The sequence below is a fragment of the Streptomyces sp. NPDC029159 genome, from assembly GCF_055564055.1.
This window is the reverse complement of the sequence record NZ_JBVHWT010000002.1, coordinates 20204-36966: the sequence shown is the minus strand read 5'-3', so window position 1 is coordinate 36966 and position 16763 is coordinate 20204. Positions and strand designations below refer to the sequence as shown.

Here is a 16763-nt window from a genome sequence, read left to right as displayed (position 1 = left end):
GACTTTCACCATGAGGATGCGTAAGACGGCCACGGCGTGCGCGGCGGTGCTCGCGCTGGCGGCGACGGCGACCGCGTGCGGCGGCGAGTCGGGCACGGCGGGCGACAAGCCGGCCGGCGGCGACGTCTACAGCGGCACCTACACGCCCGCGTCCGGCGTCAAGGTCGACTCCCCCGTGCTGCAGAAGGCCCAGAAGGCACACCAGATCACCATCGGCGTCAAGGCCGACCAGCCGTTCCTCGGTTTCAAGGACACGTCGGGCAAGTACACCGGCTTCGACATCGAGATCGCGAAGATGGTCGCCGCCGACCTCGGCTTCTCCGAGAAGGAGATCGTCTTCAAGACGATCGACTCCAACGTCCGTGAGACCACCATCTCCAAGGGCCAGGTCGACTTCTACGTCGGTACGTACTCGATCAACGAGGAGCGCAAGAAGCAGGTCGACTTCGCCGGGCCGTACTACACCGCGGGCGCCGACCTGCTGGTGGCGCGGGACGACAAGTCGATCACCGGCCCGATGTCGCTGCGCGGCAAGAAGGTCTGCTCCATCGTCGGCTCCACGCCGCTGCAGGAGATCAAGAAGCCGAAGTACGGCGCCGACACCATCGAGCTGTCGAAGTACTCGGACTGCGTCAAGTCGCTGCTCGACGGCCAGGTCGCCGCCGTCACCACCGACGACGCGATCCTCAAGGGCTACGCCGCGCAGCGCAAGGAGAAGCTGCGCGTCGTCGACAAGCCGTTCACCAAGGAGCCCTACGGCGTCGGCCTGAAGAAGGGCGACAAGGCGCTCCAGGGCGCGATCACCGACGCGCTGGAGAAGCACATCAAGAACGGCGACTACAAGAAGGCGTACGAGGGCACGCTGGGCAAGTCCGGTTCGCCGTTCACCAACGACACCGCGCCGGAGCTGCCGCTTCCGCGAGGCTGACGCGCTCACGCCCCGCTTCGGAGGTGACCGTGTCCGTCCGCCCACCGGGGCGGGCGGACGCGCCCCCACCGCACCATCAGGGCTGCGCCCCGTACGCCCGCCGCGCCGGGTGTGCGGGGCGCGCTGCCGTCCGCCGCGCGGGCCCCGCCCCCTTTCCGCCGCCGACCCGACCGCAACCGCGGAGACCCCATGAACGTACTCCTCGATCATCTTCCCGAGTTCCGCGACGGCTTCCTCGGAACCCTGGCGATCACCGCGGCCAGCGCGCTGCTGGCGCTGGTGCTCGGCCTCCTCATAGCCGGCTTCCGGGTCTCCCCGATCCCGCCGCTGCGGGCGTTCGGGACGGCCTGGGTCACGGTGTTGCGGAACACCCCGCTCACCCTGCTCTTCCTCGTCGCCTTCTTCGTCGTGCCGCAGGTCCTCTTCCCCGGCACCAGCCCCTTCGTGCTGGCGACGCTGGCGCTGGGCTTCTACACCTCGTCGTTCGTGTGCGAGGCGGTGCGCTCGGGCATCTCGACGGTGCCGATCGGGCAGGCGGAGGCGGCCCGTTCGCTGGGCATGACGTTCTCCCAGACGCTGCGCATGATCGTGCTGCCGCAGGCCACCCGCACGGTGCTGCCGCCGCTCAGCTCGATCTTCATCGCGCTGACGAAGAACTCCGCCATCGCGGGCGCCTTCAGCGTCACCGAGCTGTTCAACGTCTCGAAGCTGCTGAGCGACCAGGGTTTCGCCATCGGCTGGATCTTCCTGTGGATCGCCCTGGCCTATCTCGTCATCACCTTCGCGATCAGCGGCCTCTTCCGGGTGCTGGAGCGGCGGATGGGGGTGGCCCGGTGAGCGAGGCCGGACGGCGGATCAGTACGACGTGGGTGCCGCGCGCAGGCGGGGCGGATCGAAGCGAGGTATCGGCATGAGCGGCGCCAGCGTTCTCTACGACGCACCGGGCCCGAAGACGAAGGCGCGCAACCGCCTCTACAGCATCGTCGGCACGGTGGCGGTGGTGGCCCTGATCGCCTTCGTCATCGAACGGCTCAACGCCAAGGGCCAGTTCAAGCCCGAGATGTGGAACATCTTCAACTACGCGGACGTGCGGAACAATCTGCGCGACGGCGTGCTGACCACGCTGGAGGTCTTCGCGGTCGCCGCGGTCCTCTCGCTGGCGCTGGGCGTGCTGCTGGCGGTGGCACGGCTCTCCGACCACAAGCCGGTGCGCTGGCTGGCGACCGGTTTCGTCGAACTCTTCCGCGCCATCCCGCTGTTGATCACCATCTACGTGCTGTGGGTGATCCTCCTCGTCAACCGCGACGCGCTCGGTCTGTCCGGCAACGGCCCGCAGTTCTGGGCGCTGGTGGTGGGCCTGACCGCGTACAACGGCTCGGTCCAGGCCGAGGTGCTCCGTGCGGGCATCGTGGCGGTGCCGCGCGGGCAGGCCGAGGCGGCGTACGCGCTGGGTATGCGCAAGACGCAGGTCATGACGGTGGTGCTGATCCCGCAGGCGGTGCGGGCCATGCTGCCGACGATCATCAGCCAGCTGGTGGTGACGCTGAAGGACACCTCCCTCGGCTACATCATCACGTTCGAGGAACTCCTCTACACAGCCCGCCAGATGAGCACCAACATCATCGTGAACGGCTCCGACACGTACGTTCCGGTCATCATCGTGACGGGCCTCATCTACGTCGCGATGTGCCTGGCGCTGTCCGGTCTGGCGACCTGGATCGAGCGGCGCGGCCGCCGTACGAAGACCGGGGTCGCCCCGGCCACCGCAGCTCCCGCGGGTGATCCGGCCGCCGCGGCCGACACCGGGAAGGACCCGGCCGCCACACCGTGACCGGCCGCCGGGCGGCGGGGCAAACGGAGGGTGCGGGGGCGGCGGCGGGGACGGCGCCGCCCCGGTCACTTGACGCGGGCGGTCGCAGTGGGTTGCATACGCTGTGTGATCACGCACCGGGCTTCAACTGCCAGTTCCCGTACCGCCGCTTCGCCCCTCCGGGGCCGGGGAGCCACCTCGTGGACCCGGTGATCGTCGTGGGGGCGGGCCCGGTCGGCCTCGCCCTCTCCCTCTCGCTCGCCCGTCTGGGCGTCCCCTCCGTCGTCCTCGACGACACCACCGGCCCCGAGCCCGTCCGCCCGGCCCGTACCGCGGTGCTGCGCGAGGACACCGCGGCGTACGTGGCACGGCTGGGCTGCGCCCCGGCACTCGCCTCGGCCGGCACCCGCTGGACCGCCTGGCGCACGGTGCGCAGGCGACGGCTGATGGAGCGCGTGGAGTTCGGCCCCGGCGGCCCCTGGACGCCCGGTGCCGACGACGCGCCCGCCTCGCCCGTCCACCTTCCGCAGCACGCACTGACCGGCGCGCTCCGCACCGCGCTGGAGGGCGAGGAGCTGGCCCGGATCGTCGGCGGCAGCCGTCTGGTGGAGCTGGAGCAGGACGCCGGCGGCGTCAGCGCCCACACCCGCGGCCCCGGCGGCACCTGGTGGCGCGGGAGTTATCTGATCGGCTGCGACGGTCCGCGCTCCACCGTCCGCAAACTGCTGGAGATCCGTTTCCCGGGCCGCACCTCCGTCGAACGGCACGCGGTCGCCGCCGTCCGCGCGGACCTGCCCTGGCCCGGCGAGGCGCTGCTGCACCGCGCCCCCGGGCGGCACGGCGTCACGGAGGTCTGCGCCCGGCCGCTGCCGGACGGGGTGTGGCGGCTGGACTGGCTGCTGCCGCCCGGCCGCGATCTGGTCACGCCGGACGCGCTGGTCGCCCGGATCCGCGATTCGCTGGCGGACTGGGCCGCCGAACCGGCCCTGGCGACCGGCACCGAGGCCGCCCCGCAGCAGTCCCGCGGCCGCGGCCAGGCCCGCCCCGTACCGCCGTACGAGCTGCTCGACACCGGTGTCCACACCGTCCACCACCGGCTGGCGCGGCGGTGGCGGCACGGGCGGGCCTTCCTCGCCGGGGACGCGGCCCATCTGCTGGGCGCGCTCGGGACGCAGGGCCTCGACGAGGGGCTGCGGGACGCCGAGAACCTCGCCTGGAAGCTGGCGCTCGCCTGGCACCACGGGGCGTCCGAGACGTTGCTGGACAGCTACCAGGCCGAGCGGCGCGGTGCGGTGGCCGCCCGGCTGCGCGCCGCCGACCAGGCACTTCCACTGCTGCGGGACGGCGGTGCGGGCCGTCTGCGGCGCGCCCTGCCGGGCGCCGCGCGCGGTGGCTCGGCGCTCTTGACCGACGGTCATCTGGGGCGGGGGCCGCTGGGCGCGCCGCCGGCCCACTCCCGTTCGCCGCTCGCCCCGGCACCGGCGCACACCGCGGCGGCCCCGGTGGGCACGCTGCCCGGCGCGCCGGTCGCCGATGTCCCGGTGACGACCGTCGATGGTGCGGTGGTGCCGCTGCGCGAACGGCTGGGCCGGGGGCTGCTGTTGGTGCTCGTCGCGCCCGGTACGGGCGTGTGGGAGCCGCGGCACTGGCGGAGCGCCGGGCTGATGCCGCGGCTGACCGGCGCGGCCGAGGGGCTGCCCGTCGCCACCGAGGTCCTGGTCGCCGAGGAGTATCCGGGGGCGGCCGCGCACACCGTGCTGCTGGTCCGTCCGGACGGCCATCTGGTCACCGCGCTGTCCGGCGTCCGCCCGGCCGAGCTGTACGCCTGTGCGGACGCGGTACGCGGCGGGGCCTCCGGCGGAGCGGCGCACAGGCCGCCGGCCGAGGGCGAGGACCCGGCCGCCGGCGCCACGGTGGACGGCGGTTCACCGGGCGCGGAATCCGTGGTTGACCCTGTGGGAACGTCCGTGTTTCACTCCGAACGTGACTGATCACGGCGCGCGTTTCTGGCGGAGGGTCCATCTCGACCTGGTCCGCTACGCGGGCTGCACCTGTCGTCCGTCCTGCTGATCCGCAGTTCCTGCCCCGCGTGCTCCCGGCCGTCCGGCCGTGGCGAGCGCGTCTCTTCGCGATCACTCAGGACGGTCTCCCGTGCCCGGTCTCCCCTCCCCTGCCCGCCCTCGGACCGCCCCGCCCACCGGCGGTCCGAGCGCCTCGGAACTCCTCGGCTTCGTCCGCCGCACCGCCGCGGACACCTCCCTCGTCGCCTCCCTCCCACTCGATCCCGAAGGCCGCACCTGGCTGCGTCTTGACGGTCCGGACGGCAGCGAGGCATGGCTGATCGGCTGGCCGCCCGGCACCGGCACCGGCTGGCACGACCACGGCGGCTCCCGCGGCGCCTTCGCCGCGGCCACCGGCGCGCTGACGGAGGACTCCCTCACCGTCGCGCTCCCCACCGAGGGCTGGACGGTGCTGGAACTGGCCGACGGCGTCGACCGCACCCGCACCCTGACCGGCGGCCGGGGCCGTGCCTTCGGCCCCCACCACGTCCACCAGGTGCGGAACACCTCACCCACCGCCCACGCCATATCGGTGCACGCGTACCACCCACCGCTCCCCCTGATGCGGCGCTACAGCCGCACCGGCCCCCTCCTCCGCCTCGAAGAGGTCGAACGGCCGGAGGACTGGGGGTGAGCGCGGCCGGGGTGAGCGTCACCACGGAGGTCTCGCGGCGGCCATGGCGCCACGGCGGAGAGGCGGAGGTGGGAAGTTGAGCGCCATCGACACCCTGCTGGAGCAGGCCCGTGCCCGGCTGCACCGGCTGGACCCCGCTCAGGCGGCGGCCGTGCAACAGGCGGGCGGCCTCCTCGTCGACATCCGCTACGCGGCGCTGCGCACCCGCGACGGCACCATCCCGGGCGCACTGATCGTGGAGCGCAACGAGCTGGAGTGGCGTCTCGACCCGACCGGCGACCACCGCGCCCCGGAGGCGACCGGCCACGACCTCCACACCGTCGTCATCTGCAACGAGGGGTACGCATCGAGCCTCGCCGCCGTCTCCCTCCACCAATTGGGACTGCACCGCGCCACCGACCTGATCGGCGGCTTCCAGGCGTGGCGCGCCGCGGGCCTCCCCGTGATCCCCGGCACGGGGCAGACCAACGGCTGACCGGGGCCCGGCAGCGCCCTTGGCCGCGGCCCGGTCGTGGCCAGGGCTTGCCCGTGCATGCCGTGGCCCGGCACCGGGAGCATCGGGCGGCCGGTGGCCGGGAGGGGGCCGGGGAGACCGGAGGCGTAACGGGTTCCCCGGCGCGAGGGCACGCCGGGTAACGGAGCGTGGAGGGACAACCGGCGCGAGACGCCGCCGTGGCTCCCTTACACGCGGTGCGGCCTCGGTCGGCGCCGCACCGCTACTCCTGCGCCCACTGCTCCAGCAGTTCGGAGTCCTCCCCCTCTTCCTCCAACGCCTGGCGGACCACCCGCAGCGCCAGGCCCTCGGGGTAGCCCTTGCGGGCCAGCATCCCGGCGAGCCGCCGCAGCCGCTTGTCGCGGTCCAGGCCCCGGGTGGCGCGGAGCTTGCGCTCGACCAGCTCCCGGGCGGTGGCCTCCTCCTGCTCGGGTTCGAGGCGGCCGATCGCCTCGTCGATGACCTCGGACTCCACGCCCTTGGTCCGCAGCTCGCGGGCGAGCGCCCGCCGGGCCAGGCCCCGCCCGTGGTGCCGGGACTCCACCCACGCATCGGCGAACGCCGTGTCGTCGATGAGCCCGACCTCCACGAAGCGGGAGAGCACCTCCTCCGCAACCTCCTCGGGGATGTCCCGCTTGCGCAGGGCATCCGCGAGCTGGCTGCGGGTGCGCGGTGACCCGGTGAGCAGGCGCAGGCATATCGCCCGTGCCTGCTCCTCGGGCGTGCGCGGGGACCCCTGCCCGGCCCTCGACGGGGAGGGGTCGCCGCTGTCGTCACGGCCGCCACGGCTCTTACGGTGTTCGGCACCGCCCATGGCGTGACCGCCGTCGGGCCATTCCGTTCGCCGCGTCATGGCGGACTAGCTCTTGGCCGCGGTGGCCTTGGCACCCTTGGCGCCCTTGGCCGCGGGCGCCGGAGCCGACTTCGCGGACTCGGCCGGACCCGCCGCGTCCGGACCGGGCTCCGCCGCCGGGTCCTGCGGCTTGACGCCGATGCCCAGCTTCTCCTTGATCTTCTTCTCGACCTCGTTGGCGAGGTCCGGGTTGTCCTTGAGGAAGTTGCGGGCGTTCTCCTTGCCCTGGCCGAGCTGATCGCCCTCGTACGTGTACCAGGCGCCCGACTTGCGGATGAAGCCGTGCTCCACACCCATGTCGATCAGGCCGCCCTCGCGGCTGATGCCCTGGCCGTAGAGGATGTCGAACTCGGCCTGCTTGAAGGGCGGGGCCACCTTGTTCTTGACCACCTTGCAGCGGGTGCGGTTACCGACCGCGTCCGTGCCGTCCTTGAGGGTCTCGATGCGGCGGATGTCGATACGCACCGAGGCGTAGAACTTCAGGGCGCGGCCACCGGTCGTGGTCTCCGGCGAGCCGAACATCACGCCGATCTTCTCGCGGAGCTGGTTGATGAAGATCGCGGTGGTCTTGGACTGGTTGAGCGCGCTGGTGATCTTGCGCAGCGCCTGGCTCATCAGCCGGGCCTGGAGACCGACGTGCGAGTCACCCATCTCACCCTCGATCTCCGCCTTCGGCACCAGGGCCGCGACGGAGTCGATGACGATGAGGTCGAGGGCGCCGGAGCGGACCAGCATGTCCGTGATCTCCAGGGCCTGCTCACCGTTGTCCGGCTGGGACAGGATCAGTGCGTCCGTGTCCACGCCGAGCTTCTTGGCGTACTCCGGGTCGAGCGCGTGCTCGGCGTCGATGAACGCCACGGAGCCGCCGGCCTTCTGCGCGTTGGCCACCGCGTGCAGGGTCAGGGTCGTCTTACCGGAGGACTCCGGTCCGTAGACCTCCACCACGCGGCCGCGGGGGATACCGCCGACACCCAGCGCCACGTCGAGCGCGGTCGACCCGGTGGGGATGACCTCGATGGGTTCGTTCGGCCGCTCCCCCATGCGCATCACGGCGCCCTTGCCGAATTGCCGTTCAATCTGTGCGAGCGCGGCGTCGAGCGCCTTCTCGCGGTCAGTGCCTGCCATGGGTTCCACCCGATTTGCTTGAGTCGATCGCTTCACGTCCACGACGCTAACGCCTGCCACTGACAATGCGCCCGGACCCGGCTCCGGCCTGTGGACAACTCGGCGATGAAGCCCCGGAACTTTCGCTCCGGCGTACAGGTCGGACCCTCATGAGAATGGATGTTCGATTTTACTGTCAAGCGGACTCCACCCGGCCCGGCGGCCGCGCGTCGACGCCCGCACCACCCATTCCCGGCGGGTATCGCCCGCTCAACGCTTCAGCGCACCCCTGCTCACCCCCCGTGCGCCGTGAGCCGGTACCCCTCCGGCCCCTCGAAGGAGAACATCGGCCCGAAGGGGCTCTCCGCCATCGGCGCGAGGATCGTGACCCCGGCGGCGACGAGCCGGTCGTGGAGCTGCTGGGCGTCCGGGGTCCGGAACCAGAGCACCACGCCGAGGCCCGGGCGTGCGGCGTCGGCGAGGTCGACGTCCGGGAACAGCTCACGGACGGCGAACGGGATCGGCGCGGTGTCGAAGACGACCGCGTGGGGCGGCGAGGACGGGGAGCGGCGCCACCCCAGGTGACGCTCACAGAAGGCCGCTGCGGCCTCCACGTCACGGACCTGCAGGGCGACGAAGCCGGGACCGTCGACGGCAACAGACATGGGTTTCCCTCACTCACTCTAATGTCAGGACTTTGACATGGGGGAGGCTAGGGCCCACCCCGCGGGCATGTCAAAATGCTGACATGAACGAGAGTGTGCCACCGGAGCCGCCCCGCCCCGCGGACGACATCACCCACCACTTGGGTTATCTGCTCAAACGCGCCCAGGCGGCCCTGCGCGGCGCCATGGACAAGGTGCTGCGCGAGCACGGGCTGACCGTGCCGCAGTACTCCACGCTCGAACTGCTGGCGCTGCACCCGGGGATGTCCAACGCCGACCTCGCCCGCGCGACCTTCGTCACCCGGCAGTCCGGCAACGTCGTCCTGCGGGGGCTCCAGGAAGCCGGGCTGATCACCCGCCCCACCACCCCCGATCACGGGCGCGCCCGGCCCGCCCGGCTCACCGACGAGGGGCGGGCCCGGCTGGCCACGGTCCAGGCCGCCGTCCACGCCGTCGAACAGCGCATGATCGACGCGCTCCCGGCCCGGCGCGTCACCGCGCTCCTGACCGACCTCGACCAGATCGCGGCGGCCCTGGAGGAGTGACCGCCGGCGCCCGCGCCTAGGGGGCGTCTTCCCCGGGTACCTCCGGCCCGTCGGGAGCCGTCTTCGACCGCGCCCCCTCGGGTACGTCGCGGTGCAGTCCCCGCCGTACCCGGGCCAACGCCTCGGAGGCGCGGCGGTAGCGGCGTCCGCCGTGGACCCTCGGATCGGTCACCTCGTACCGCTTCACATACGCGCTCAAGAACGCCTGCAAGGTCGCCGTCGCGGGGATCGCGATCAGTGCGCCGACGGCGCCCATCAGCGCCGTTCCCGCGATGACGGAGCCGAAGGCGACGGCGGGGTGGATGTCGACCGTGCGCGCGGTGATCCGGGGTTGCAGCAGGTAGTTCTCGAACTGCTGGTAGACCACGACGAACGCGAAGACCCACAGCGCGTACCAGGGGTCGACGGTGAAGGCGATCAGAATGGGCAGGGCCCCTGCCAGATAGGTGCCGATGGTCGGGATGAACTGCGAGACCAGGCCGACCCAGACGCCCAGCGCCGGCGCGTAGGGCACCCCGAGGATCTCCAGCAGGATGTAGTGGGCGATCCCGGAGATCAGCGCCATCAGGCCGCGCGAGTAGAGGTAGCCGCCCGTCTTGGCGACCGCGATCTCCCAGGCGCGCAGCACCTCCGCCTGACGGCTCGGCGGCAGCACGGAGCACAGTGCGCGCCGCAACCGGGGGCCGTCGGCGGCGAAGTAGAACGAGAACAGCGCCACCGTCAGCAGGTTGAACAGACTGCCCAGCACCGTCGCGGAGACGGCGAGGACGTTGTTGGCGCTGTCCTGGACGTACTTCTGCAGCCAGTCGGAGTTGAGGAGGTTGTTCTGCACCTCCAGCCGGGACAGATGGGTGTGGAAGGTGCTGTTCGCCCAGCTGATCACGGAGTCCAGGTACTGCGGGAACTCCTCGACCATGGTCGCGATCTGGCCCGCGACCATCGAGCCGAGGAGGGTGAAGAAGCCCGCCGCGGCGACGAGGATCCCGAGGAAGACCACGCCGGTGGCGAGGCCGCGCCGGACGCCCCGGGCGGCCATCCAGTCCACCGCGGGCTCGACGGCCAGCGCGAGGAAGAAGGCGATGAGGATGTTCAGCAGCAGGCCGATGAGCTGGTGGAACCCCCAGCTGGCGAGCTGGAAACAGGCCACCAGCGCAAGCGCCAGCACCATGGCGCGCGGCAGCCAGCGCGGCATCCGCGCATCCGGTGGCTCGGGAGGTCGTCGGGCGTCGTCGCTGAGCGTGTCTTCGATCGCGGGCACCGGCCCAGTGTCGCGCACCCGTGCGGCGTTCCCCGTCGTCACCCGGAGTCCGGCAACCGTCCACCCGCACCGGGGCGCAGGTCAGCGCCGCTCGTCCGGTACGTCCATGGTGACGCAGACCACCCGCCACACCTCCTTGGCGCTCCAGCCCGCCGCCAGCGCCTCGTGGACGGTGCGGCCACCGAGGCCGGACATCACATGATCGCGGGCGAACGAGTCGGCGTACGCCGGTCCGAAGTGGTCCGCCATCCGCTGCCAGAAATCCGTCAGCCTCATGAATCCCGTCTCCTCATGGCCCCGGCCCCGTCCGTCCGCCGGTCCGCGGCCGGAGCGGCACCGTGCTCCCCGAGCGTATGCCCTCCTGGGCGGGGCTCTCGCCGTCAATCCGGCGCCCCCGGTGTCCCGCCCTGGGAGGGCGTGGGCCCCGGTGCGGTGCGCCGGGGCGCGGTCCGGCCCTACGGTGCGGGGCATGGCCGAAACCGCAAGTCCGCCGTCCCCGCTGGCCCGTGCCGAGCGCTTCATGTGGCTCACCGCCCGGGTGCTCGAACAGCGGCTCTTCGCGTACCACTTCCTGGGCGGCGGTGACACCCCGGTGGAGCGGGCGCTCGCCGCGTACCGCAACGACGACGGCGGGTACGGCCACGCGCTGGAGCCGGAGCTGCGCGGTCCGGCCAGCCAGCCGCTGCACACCGCGCACGCCCTGGGGGTGCTGGACCGCATCGGGCGCTGCGACAGCCGCCACATCGAGCACGTCTGCCGCTATCTGACGCGGATCTCGACCCGGGACGGGGCGCTGCCCGCGCTGCGGCCGCCGACGCACGGCCACCCGGTGGCGCCGTGGTTGCCGGCCGCCGGGGACCCGCCCAGCTCCCTGCTGGCCACCGGGCCCGTGGTGGGCGTGCTGCACCGCAACGACGCCTGGCACGCGTGGCTGTTCCGCGCCACGGAGTACTGCTGGGCCGCCGTGGACGCCCTGACCGACACCCACCCCTACGAGGTCCGGGCGGCGCTCGCCTTCCTGGACGGCGTCCCGGACCGTCCCCGCGCCGCGGCCGCCGCACACCGCCTGGGCACCCTGGTACGGGACCGGGGCCTGGTCGTCCTCGATCCGGCGCGGGCCGCGGACGCCCCGCTCGCCCGCGGGTACGCCCCCGGGGAACACCACTTCGCGTACGACTACGCGGCGACGCCCGGTTCGCCGGCCCGCGGCTGGTTCACGGACGCGGAGCTGGCGCGGTCGCTGGACCATCTCGCCTCGCTCCAGCGCGACGACGGCGGCTGGCCCGCCGACGCGTACGTGCGGGCGCCGGGCACCGCGGCGGAGAGCCGTCCGGTCATCACCCTGCGGGCCCTGCTGACGCTGCGCGCGCACGGTCGGCCGCTGGGCTGAGCGGGGGCCGGGTGGCGGTCGTGCCGGGGCGAAGGTGGGCGCAGGGCTGTTCCGCACGGCCCGCCGCACCCGCCGTGAGCTGCGCGGATGCCGTGTCCCGGCGGCGTTGTCAGTGGGCCGGTGCACGATGGGGGGCATGGACGGGACAGCGCTCGATTCCTTCTCCGCCGCGACCCGCGGCTGGTTCACCGGCGCCTTCCACGCGCCGACGGCGGCGCAGGAGGGTGCCTGGAGCGCGCTGCGCGAGGGCTCGGACGTCCTGGTGGTGGCGCCGACGGGCTCCGGCAAGACGCTGGCCGCCTTCCTCGCCTCGCTGGACGCGCTGGCGAGCGCCCCGCCCCCGGCGCAGCCGAAGAAGCGCTGCCGGGTGCTGTACGTCTCGCCGCTGAAGGCCCTCGCCGTCGATGTCGAGCGCAATCTGCGCAGCCCGCTGACCGGCATCCGGCAGGAGGCGGTCCGCCTCGGGCTGCCCGAGCCGGACGTCACCGTCGGCATCCGCTCCGGTGACACCCCGGCCGCCGAACGCCGCGCGCTCGCCACCCGCCCGCCCGACATCCTGATCACCACCCCCGAGTCGCTGTTCCTCATGCTCACGTCGTCGGCACGGGAGGCGCTGGAGGGCGTCGAGACGGTGATCCTCGACGAGGTGCACGCCGTCGCCGGGACGAAGCGCGGCGCACACCTGGCGCTGTCCCTGGAGCGGCTCGACGCGCTGCTGCCGCGCCCGGCCCGCCGCATCGGGCTGTCGGCGACGGTCCGCCCGGTGGAGGAGGTGGCCCGCTATCTGTCGCCGCGGCGCCGGGTGGAGATCGTGCAGCCGCCGTCCGGGAAGCGGTTCGACCTGTCGGTGGTCGTCCCGGTGGCGGACATGGGCGAGCTGGGCGGCTCGCCCGTACGCGAGGGCGAGGCCGGGGAGAAGCCGTCGATCTGGCCGCAGGTCGAGGAGCGGATCGCCGATCTGGTGCAGGCCCACCGCTCGACGATCGTCTTCGCCAACTCCCGCCGCCTGGCCGAGCGGCTCTGCAACCGCCTCAACGAGATCGCCCACGAGCGGGCCACCGGCGAGCCGTTGCCGGAGCACCACTCCCCGGCCGAGCTGATGGCCGAGTCCGGCGCCGCCAAGGGCGCGTCGCCGGTGCTGGCCCGCGCCCACCACGGTTCGGTCTCCAAGGAGCAGCGGGCCCTGGTGGAGGAGGACCTCAAGGCGGGGCGGCTGCCGGCCGTCGTCGCCACCTCCAGCCTGGAGCTGGGCATCGACATGGGCGCGGTCGATCTGGTGATCCAGGTCGAGTCGCCGCCGTCGGTGGCGTCCGGGCTCCAGCGGGTGGGCCGGGCCGGGCACCAGGTGGGCGCGGTGTCGAAGGGCATCGTCTTCCCGAAGTACCGCGGCGACCTGGTGCAGGCGGCCGTGGTCACCGAGCGGATGCGGACGGGCGCCATCGAGGCGCTGCGGGTGCCCGCCAATCCGCTCGACGTCCTGGCACAGCAGCTCGTGGCGATGACCGCGCTGGACACCTGGGACGTCGGGGAGCTGCTGGCCCTGGTGCGCCGCGCGGCGCCGTTCGCCTCCCTCCCGGAGTCGGCGTTCACCTCCGTCCTGGACATGCTGGCCGGCCGCTACCCCTCCGACGCCTTCGCCGAGCTGCGGCCGCGCCTGGTGTGGGACCGCGTGGCGCAGACGGTGACCGGCCGTCCCGGCGCCCAGCGGCTCGCCGTCACCTCCGGCGGCACCATCCCCGACCGCGGACTGTTCGGCGTCTTCCTGGCCGGCGGCGACGGCAAGGGCGGCGGCCGCCGGGTCGGCGAGCTGGACGAGGAGATGGTCTACGAGTCCCGTGTCGGCGACGTCTTCACCCTCGGCACGACCTCCTGGCGCATCGAGGACATCACCCGCGACCGCGTCCTGGTGACCCCCGCCCCCGGAGTGCCGGGTCGCCTGCCCTTCTGGAAGGGCGATCAGCTGGGCCGCCCCCTGGAGCTGGGCCGGGCGCTCGGCGCGTTCCTCCGTGAGGTCGGCGCGCTGACGCACGAGGAGGCGCGGGCCCGGCTCGCCGCCGCCGGGCTCGACGACTGGGCCTGCGACAACGTCCTCGGCTACCTCACCGAGCAGCGGCAGGCGTGCGGCCATGTGCCGGACGACCGCACCGTCGTCGTGGAGCGGTTCCGGGACGAGCTGGGCGACTGGCGCGTCGTGGTGCACTCCCCCTTCGGCGCACAGGTGCACGCCCCGTGGGCGCTCGCCCTCGGGGCGCGGCTGGCCGAGCGCCACGGCATCGACGCCCAGGTGATGCACGCCGACGACGGCATCGTGCTGCGGCTGCCCGACGCGGACCTGCTGGGCCTCGACCTCCTCGACGGGCCGGGCGGCGGCGCGGGGCCCGCGGCGGGCGCGGAGTTCGACCCGGAGCAGTCGCCGGTCGGCGCCGCCGATGTCGTCCTCGACGCCGGTGACGTCGATCAGCTGGTCACCGACCAGGTGGGCGGCTCGGCGCTGTTCGCCTCCCGCTTCCGGGAGTGCGCGGCGCGCGCCCTGCTGCTGCCGCGGCGCAGCCCCGGCAGACGCACCCCGCTGTGGCAGCAGCGGCAGCGCGCGGCGCAGCTCCTCCAGGTGGCGAGCGAGTTCGGCTCGTTCCCGATCGTCCTGGAGGCGGTCCGCGAATGCCTCCAGGACGTGTTCGACGTCCCCGGGCTGACGGAGCTGATGGGCGACATCGAGGCCCGCCGGGTCCGTCTGGTGGAGGTCACCACCCCGGAGCCGTCCCCGTTCGCCCGCTCCCTCCTCTTCGGCTACGTCGCGCAGTTCCTGTACGAGGGCGACTCCCCGCTCGCCGAGCGCCGGGCCGCCGCGCTGTCGCTGGACTCCCGGCTCCTGGCGGAGCTGCTGGGCCGGGCGGAGCTGCGGGAGCTGCTGGATCCGGAGGTGCTGGCGGAGCTGGAGCGGGAGTTGCAGTGGCGCACCGACGACCGCCGGGTCAAGGACGCCGAGGGCGTCGCCGATCTGCTGCGGGTGCTGGGGCCGCTGACCGACGCGGAGCTGGCCGAGCGGGGCGCCGACCCGGCGTGGGCCGAGGAGCTGGCCGCGGCCCGCCGGGCGATCCCGGTGCGGCTGGCGGGCACCGCGCACTGGGCCGCGATCGAGGACGCCGGGCGGCTCCGCGACGCCCTGGGCACGGCGCTGCCGGTGGGTGTCCCGGAGGCGTTCACCGAGCCGGTGGCCGATCCGCTGGGCGATCTGCTGTCCCGGTACGCCCGCACCCACGGCCCGTTCACCTCCGAGCAGGCCGCGGCCCGCTTCGGCCTGGGCCCGGCCGTCACCGACGGCGCCCTGCAGCGGTTGTCGGCCGCCGGCCGCCTGGTGCAGGGCGAGTTCCGCCCGCCCGTCGCCCACTCCCCTTCCCCGGAAGCGCGAAGCACCGCCCCCGTCCATGGCACCGGCCAGGAGTGGTGCGACGCGCAGGTGCTGCGGCGGCTGCGGCGCCGTTCGCTGGCGGCGCTGCGCGAGGAGCTGGAGCCGGTGCCGCCCGCCGCGCTGGCCGCGTTCCTGCCCCGGTGGCAGCAGGTCGGCACGCCCCGCCTCGCCCCGGGTGCCACCCGTCCGCCGCAGGGCGCCGCCCCCGGGCTGCGCGGTCTCGACGGGCTGGTGCGCGCCGTCGAGCAGTTGCAGGGCGCGCCGGTGCCCGCCTCCGCGCTGGAGAAGCTCGTCCTGCCGTCCCGCGTCGCGGACTACTCCCCCGCGCTGCTGGACGAGCTCACCGCCACCGGTGAGGTGGTGTGGGCGGGCGCGGGCGCACTGCCGGGCAAGGACGGCTGGCTCACCCTCCATCTCGCCGACACCGCACCGCTGTCGCTGGCGCCGCCGCTGCCCCTGGAGGTGTCGGCGCTGCACGCCTCCGTCCTGGACGCCCTCGCGCCCGGGTACGGCCTGTTCTTCCGTCAGCTCGCCGACCGGGTCCGCGCCACCACGCACCCCGAGGTCACCGATCCGCAACTCGCCGACGCCCTCTGGGAGCTGACGTGGTCGGGCCGGCTCACCAACGACACCCTGGCCCCGCTGCGCGCCCTCCTCGGCTCGGGCCGCACGGCCGGTTCCACCGCGCACCGCGCCCGCCGCTCTGTGCCCCGCGGCCGCTACGGCGCCGCCTCGACGATGCGCACCGGCCGGCCGACGGCATCGCGCTCCGGCCCGCCGACCGCGGGGGGCCGCTGGTCGCTGCTGCCCGCCCTGGAGCCCGATCCGACGCACCGCGCACACGCCCTGGCCCGTACGCTCCTGGACCGCCACGGCATCGTCACCCGGGGCGCGGTCGCGGCGGAGGGCGTCGAGGGCGGCTTCTCGGCGGCGTACCGCGTGCTGGCCGCGTTCGAGGAGAGCGGGCAGGCGCGCCGTGGCTATGTCGTCGAAGGGCTGGGCGCGGCCCAGTTCGCGATGGACGGCGCGGTCGACCGGCTCCGCGCGGTGCACAACCGCCGCGAGCGCGACGCCACGGACGACTTCGCCCCCGCGCCGGACCGACCGGGCGACGGCCCGGCGCGGGCGGTGGTGCTCGCGGCGGCCGACCCGGCCAACGCCTACGGCGCGGCCCTGCCGTGGCCCGAGCCGCCCGCGGGCTGCACCCACAAACCGGGCCGCAAGGCCGGTTCCCTGGTCGTGCTGGTCGACGGCGAGCTGGCCCTCTACATGGAGCGCGGTGGCAAGACCCTGCTGCTGTGGCCGCTCGGCACGGACGCGGACGGCCCCCGGCCGGACGCCCGGCTGCGGCAGGCGGTCGAGGCGCTGGCCGCCCTCGCCCGCGCGGGCGCCCTGGGCACGGTCACCACCGAGCGGATCAACGGCATATCCGCCCTGACCTCCCCGTTCGCCGCCCTCCTGGAGGAGGCGGGGTTCCACCCCACACCGCGGGGGCTGCGGATGCGGGCCTGAAGGCGGTCCGGGAAGCGGGCCCGCGGCGCCTCGGGGTCCCGCCCGGCGCGCACCGGGCCGGGCGGCCACGCACCGCGCACACCCCGGCGAAGGCGGCAGCCC

General features: G+C 73.8%; 14 protein-coding genes. 9 read left to right on the top strand and 5 right to left on the bottom strand.

The window, feature by feature from the left end:
* Positions 1-10 precede the first annotated feature (10 nt).
* The 6 genes from ACZ4U4_RS04535 to ACZ4U4_RS04510 all read left to right on the top strand — a co-directional run bounded on the left by ACZ4U4_RS04535 (position 11) and on the right by ACZ4U4_RS04510 (position 5907).
* The gene (locus tag ACZ4U4_RS04535; RefSeq protein WP_467868970.1) at positions 11-928 is read left to right on the top strand and encodes a glutamate ABC transporter substrate-binding protein; all 918 of its coding nucleotides are present in this window, start codon (positions 11-13) and stop codon (positions 926-928) included.
* 189 nt (positions 929-1117) lie between these two features.
* The gene (locus ACZ4U4_RS04530) at positions 1118-1765 is read left to right on the top strand and encodes an amino acid ABC transporter permease (RefSeq protein WP_467868969.1); all 648 of its coding nucleotides are present in this window, start codon (positions 1118-1120) and stop codon (positions 1763-1765) included.
* Between the two features lie 73 nt (positions 1766-1838).
* Complete coding sequence (locus ACZ4U4_RS04525) at positions 1839-2759, top strand: amino acid ABC transporter permease (RefSeq protein WP_467868968.1); 921 nt, start codon at positions 1839-1841, stop codon at positions 2757-2759.
* 179 nt (positions 2760-2938) lie between these two features.
* Positions 2939-4729: an FAD-dependent monooxygenase gene (locus tag ACZ4U4_RS04520; protein WP_467868967.1), complete on the top strand. Its 1791-nt coding sequence runs from the start codon at positions 2939-2941 to the stop codon at positions 4727-4729.
* 160 nt (positions 4730-4889) lie between these two features.
* Positions 4890-5432, top strand: coding sequence for a cupin domain-containing protein (locus ACZ4U4_RS04515; protein WP_467868966.1), 543 nt, complete (start codon positions 4890-4892; stop codon positions 5430-5432).
* A 43-nt stretch (positions 5433-5475) separates the two neighbouring features.
* Entirely contained in the window at positions 5476-5907 is a 432-nt protein-coding gene (locus ACZ4U4_RS04510) for a rhodanese-like domain-containing protein (RefSeq protein ID WP_467868965.1), read from the top strand.
* A gap of 241 nt (positions 5908-6148) precedes the next feature.
* Here ACZ4U4_RS04510 and recX read toward each other — a convergent pair whose 3' ends face one another.
* From recX to ACZ4U4_RS04495, 3 genes are all read right to left on the bottom strand, one after another.
* Positions 6149-6778, bottom strand: coding sequence for a recombination regulator RecX (gene recX / locus ACZ4U4_RS04505; protein WP_467868964.1), 630 nt, complete (start codon positions 6776-6778; stop codon positions 6149-6151).
* A 6-nt stretch (positions 6779-6784) separates the two neighbouring features.
* Positions 6785-7903, bottom strand: a complete 1119-nt coding sequence (gene recA, locus ACZ4U4_RS04500; protein WP_467868963.1) for a recombinase RecA — start codon at positions 7901-7903, stop codon at positions 6785-6787.
* 272 nt (positions 7904-8175) lie between these two features.
* Positions 8176-8547 (bottom strand): VOC family protein, encoded by a 372-nt coding sequence (locus ACZ4U4_RS04495; protein WP_467868962.1) that lies wholly within the window; start codon positions 8545-8547, stop codon positions 8176-8178.
* A gap of 83 nt (positions 8548-8630) precedes the next feature.
* Here ACZ4U4_RS04495 and ACZ4U4_RS04490 point away from each other — a divergent pair, with 83 nt between their 5' ends.
* Positions 8631-9092: a MarR family winged helix-turn-helix transcriptional regulator gene (locus ACZ4U4_RS04490; RefSeq protein WP_467868961.1), complete on the top strand. Its 462-nt coding sequence runs from the start codon at positions 8631-8633 to the stop codon at positions 9090-9092.
* Between the two features lie 16 nt (positions 9093-9108).
* Here ACZ4U4_RS04490 and ACZ4U4_RS04485 read toward each other — a convergent pair whose 3' ends face one another.
* Positions 9109-10341: an AI-2E family transporter gene (locus ACZ4U4_RS04485; RefSeq protein ID WP_467869753.1), complete on the bottom strand. Its 1233-nt coding sequence runs from the start codon at positions 10339-10341 to the stop codon at positions 9109-9111.
* Between the two features lie 90 nt (positions 10342-10431).
* Complete coding sequence (locus tag ACZ4U4_RS04480; protein ID WP_030288116.1) at positions 10432-10626, bottom strand: DUF3046 domain-containing protein; 195 nt, start codon at positions 10624-10626, stop codon at positions 10432-10434.
* A 193-nt stretch (positions 10627-10819) separates the two neighbouring features.
* On the opposite strand from ACZ4U4_RS04480, the gene ACZ4U4_RS04475 reads away from it, so the two are divergent.
* Both ACZ4U4_RS04475 and ACZ4U4_RS04470 read left to right on the top strand, forming a co-directional pair.
* A complete protein-coding gene (locus tag ACZ4U4_RS04475; RefSeq protein WP_467868960.1) occupies positions 10820-11740 on the top strand; it encodes a hypothetical protein in 921 nt (306 codons plus the stop codon).
* A 136-nt stretch (positions 11741-11876) separates the two neighbouring features.
* Entirely contained in the window at positions 11877-16661 is a 4785-nt protein-coding gene (locus ACZ4U4_RS04470; RefSeq protein ID WP_467868959.1) for an ATP-dependent helicase, read from the top strand.
* Positions 16662-16763: the final 102 nt, after the last annotated feature.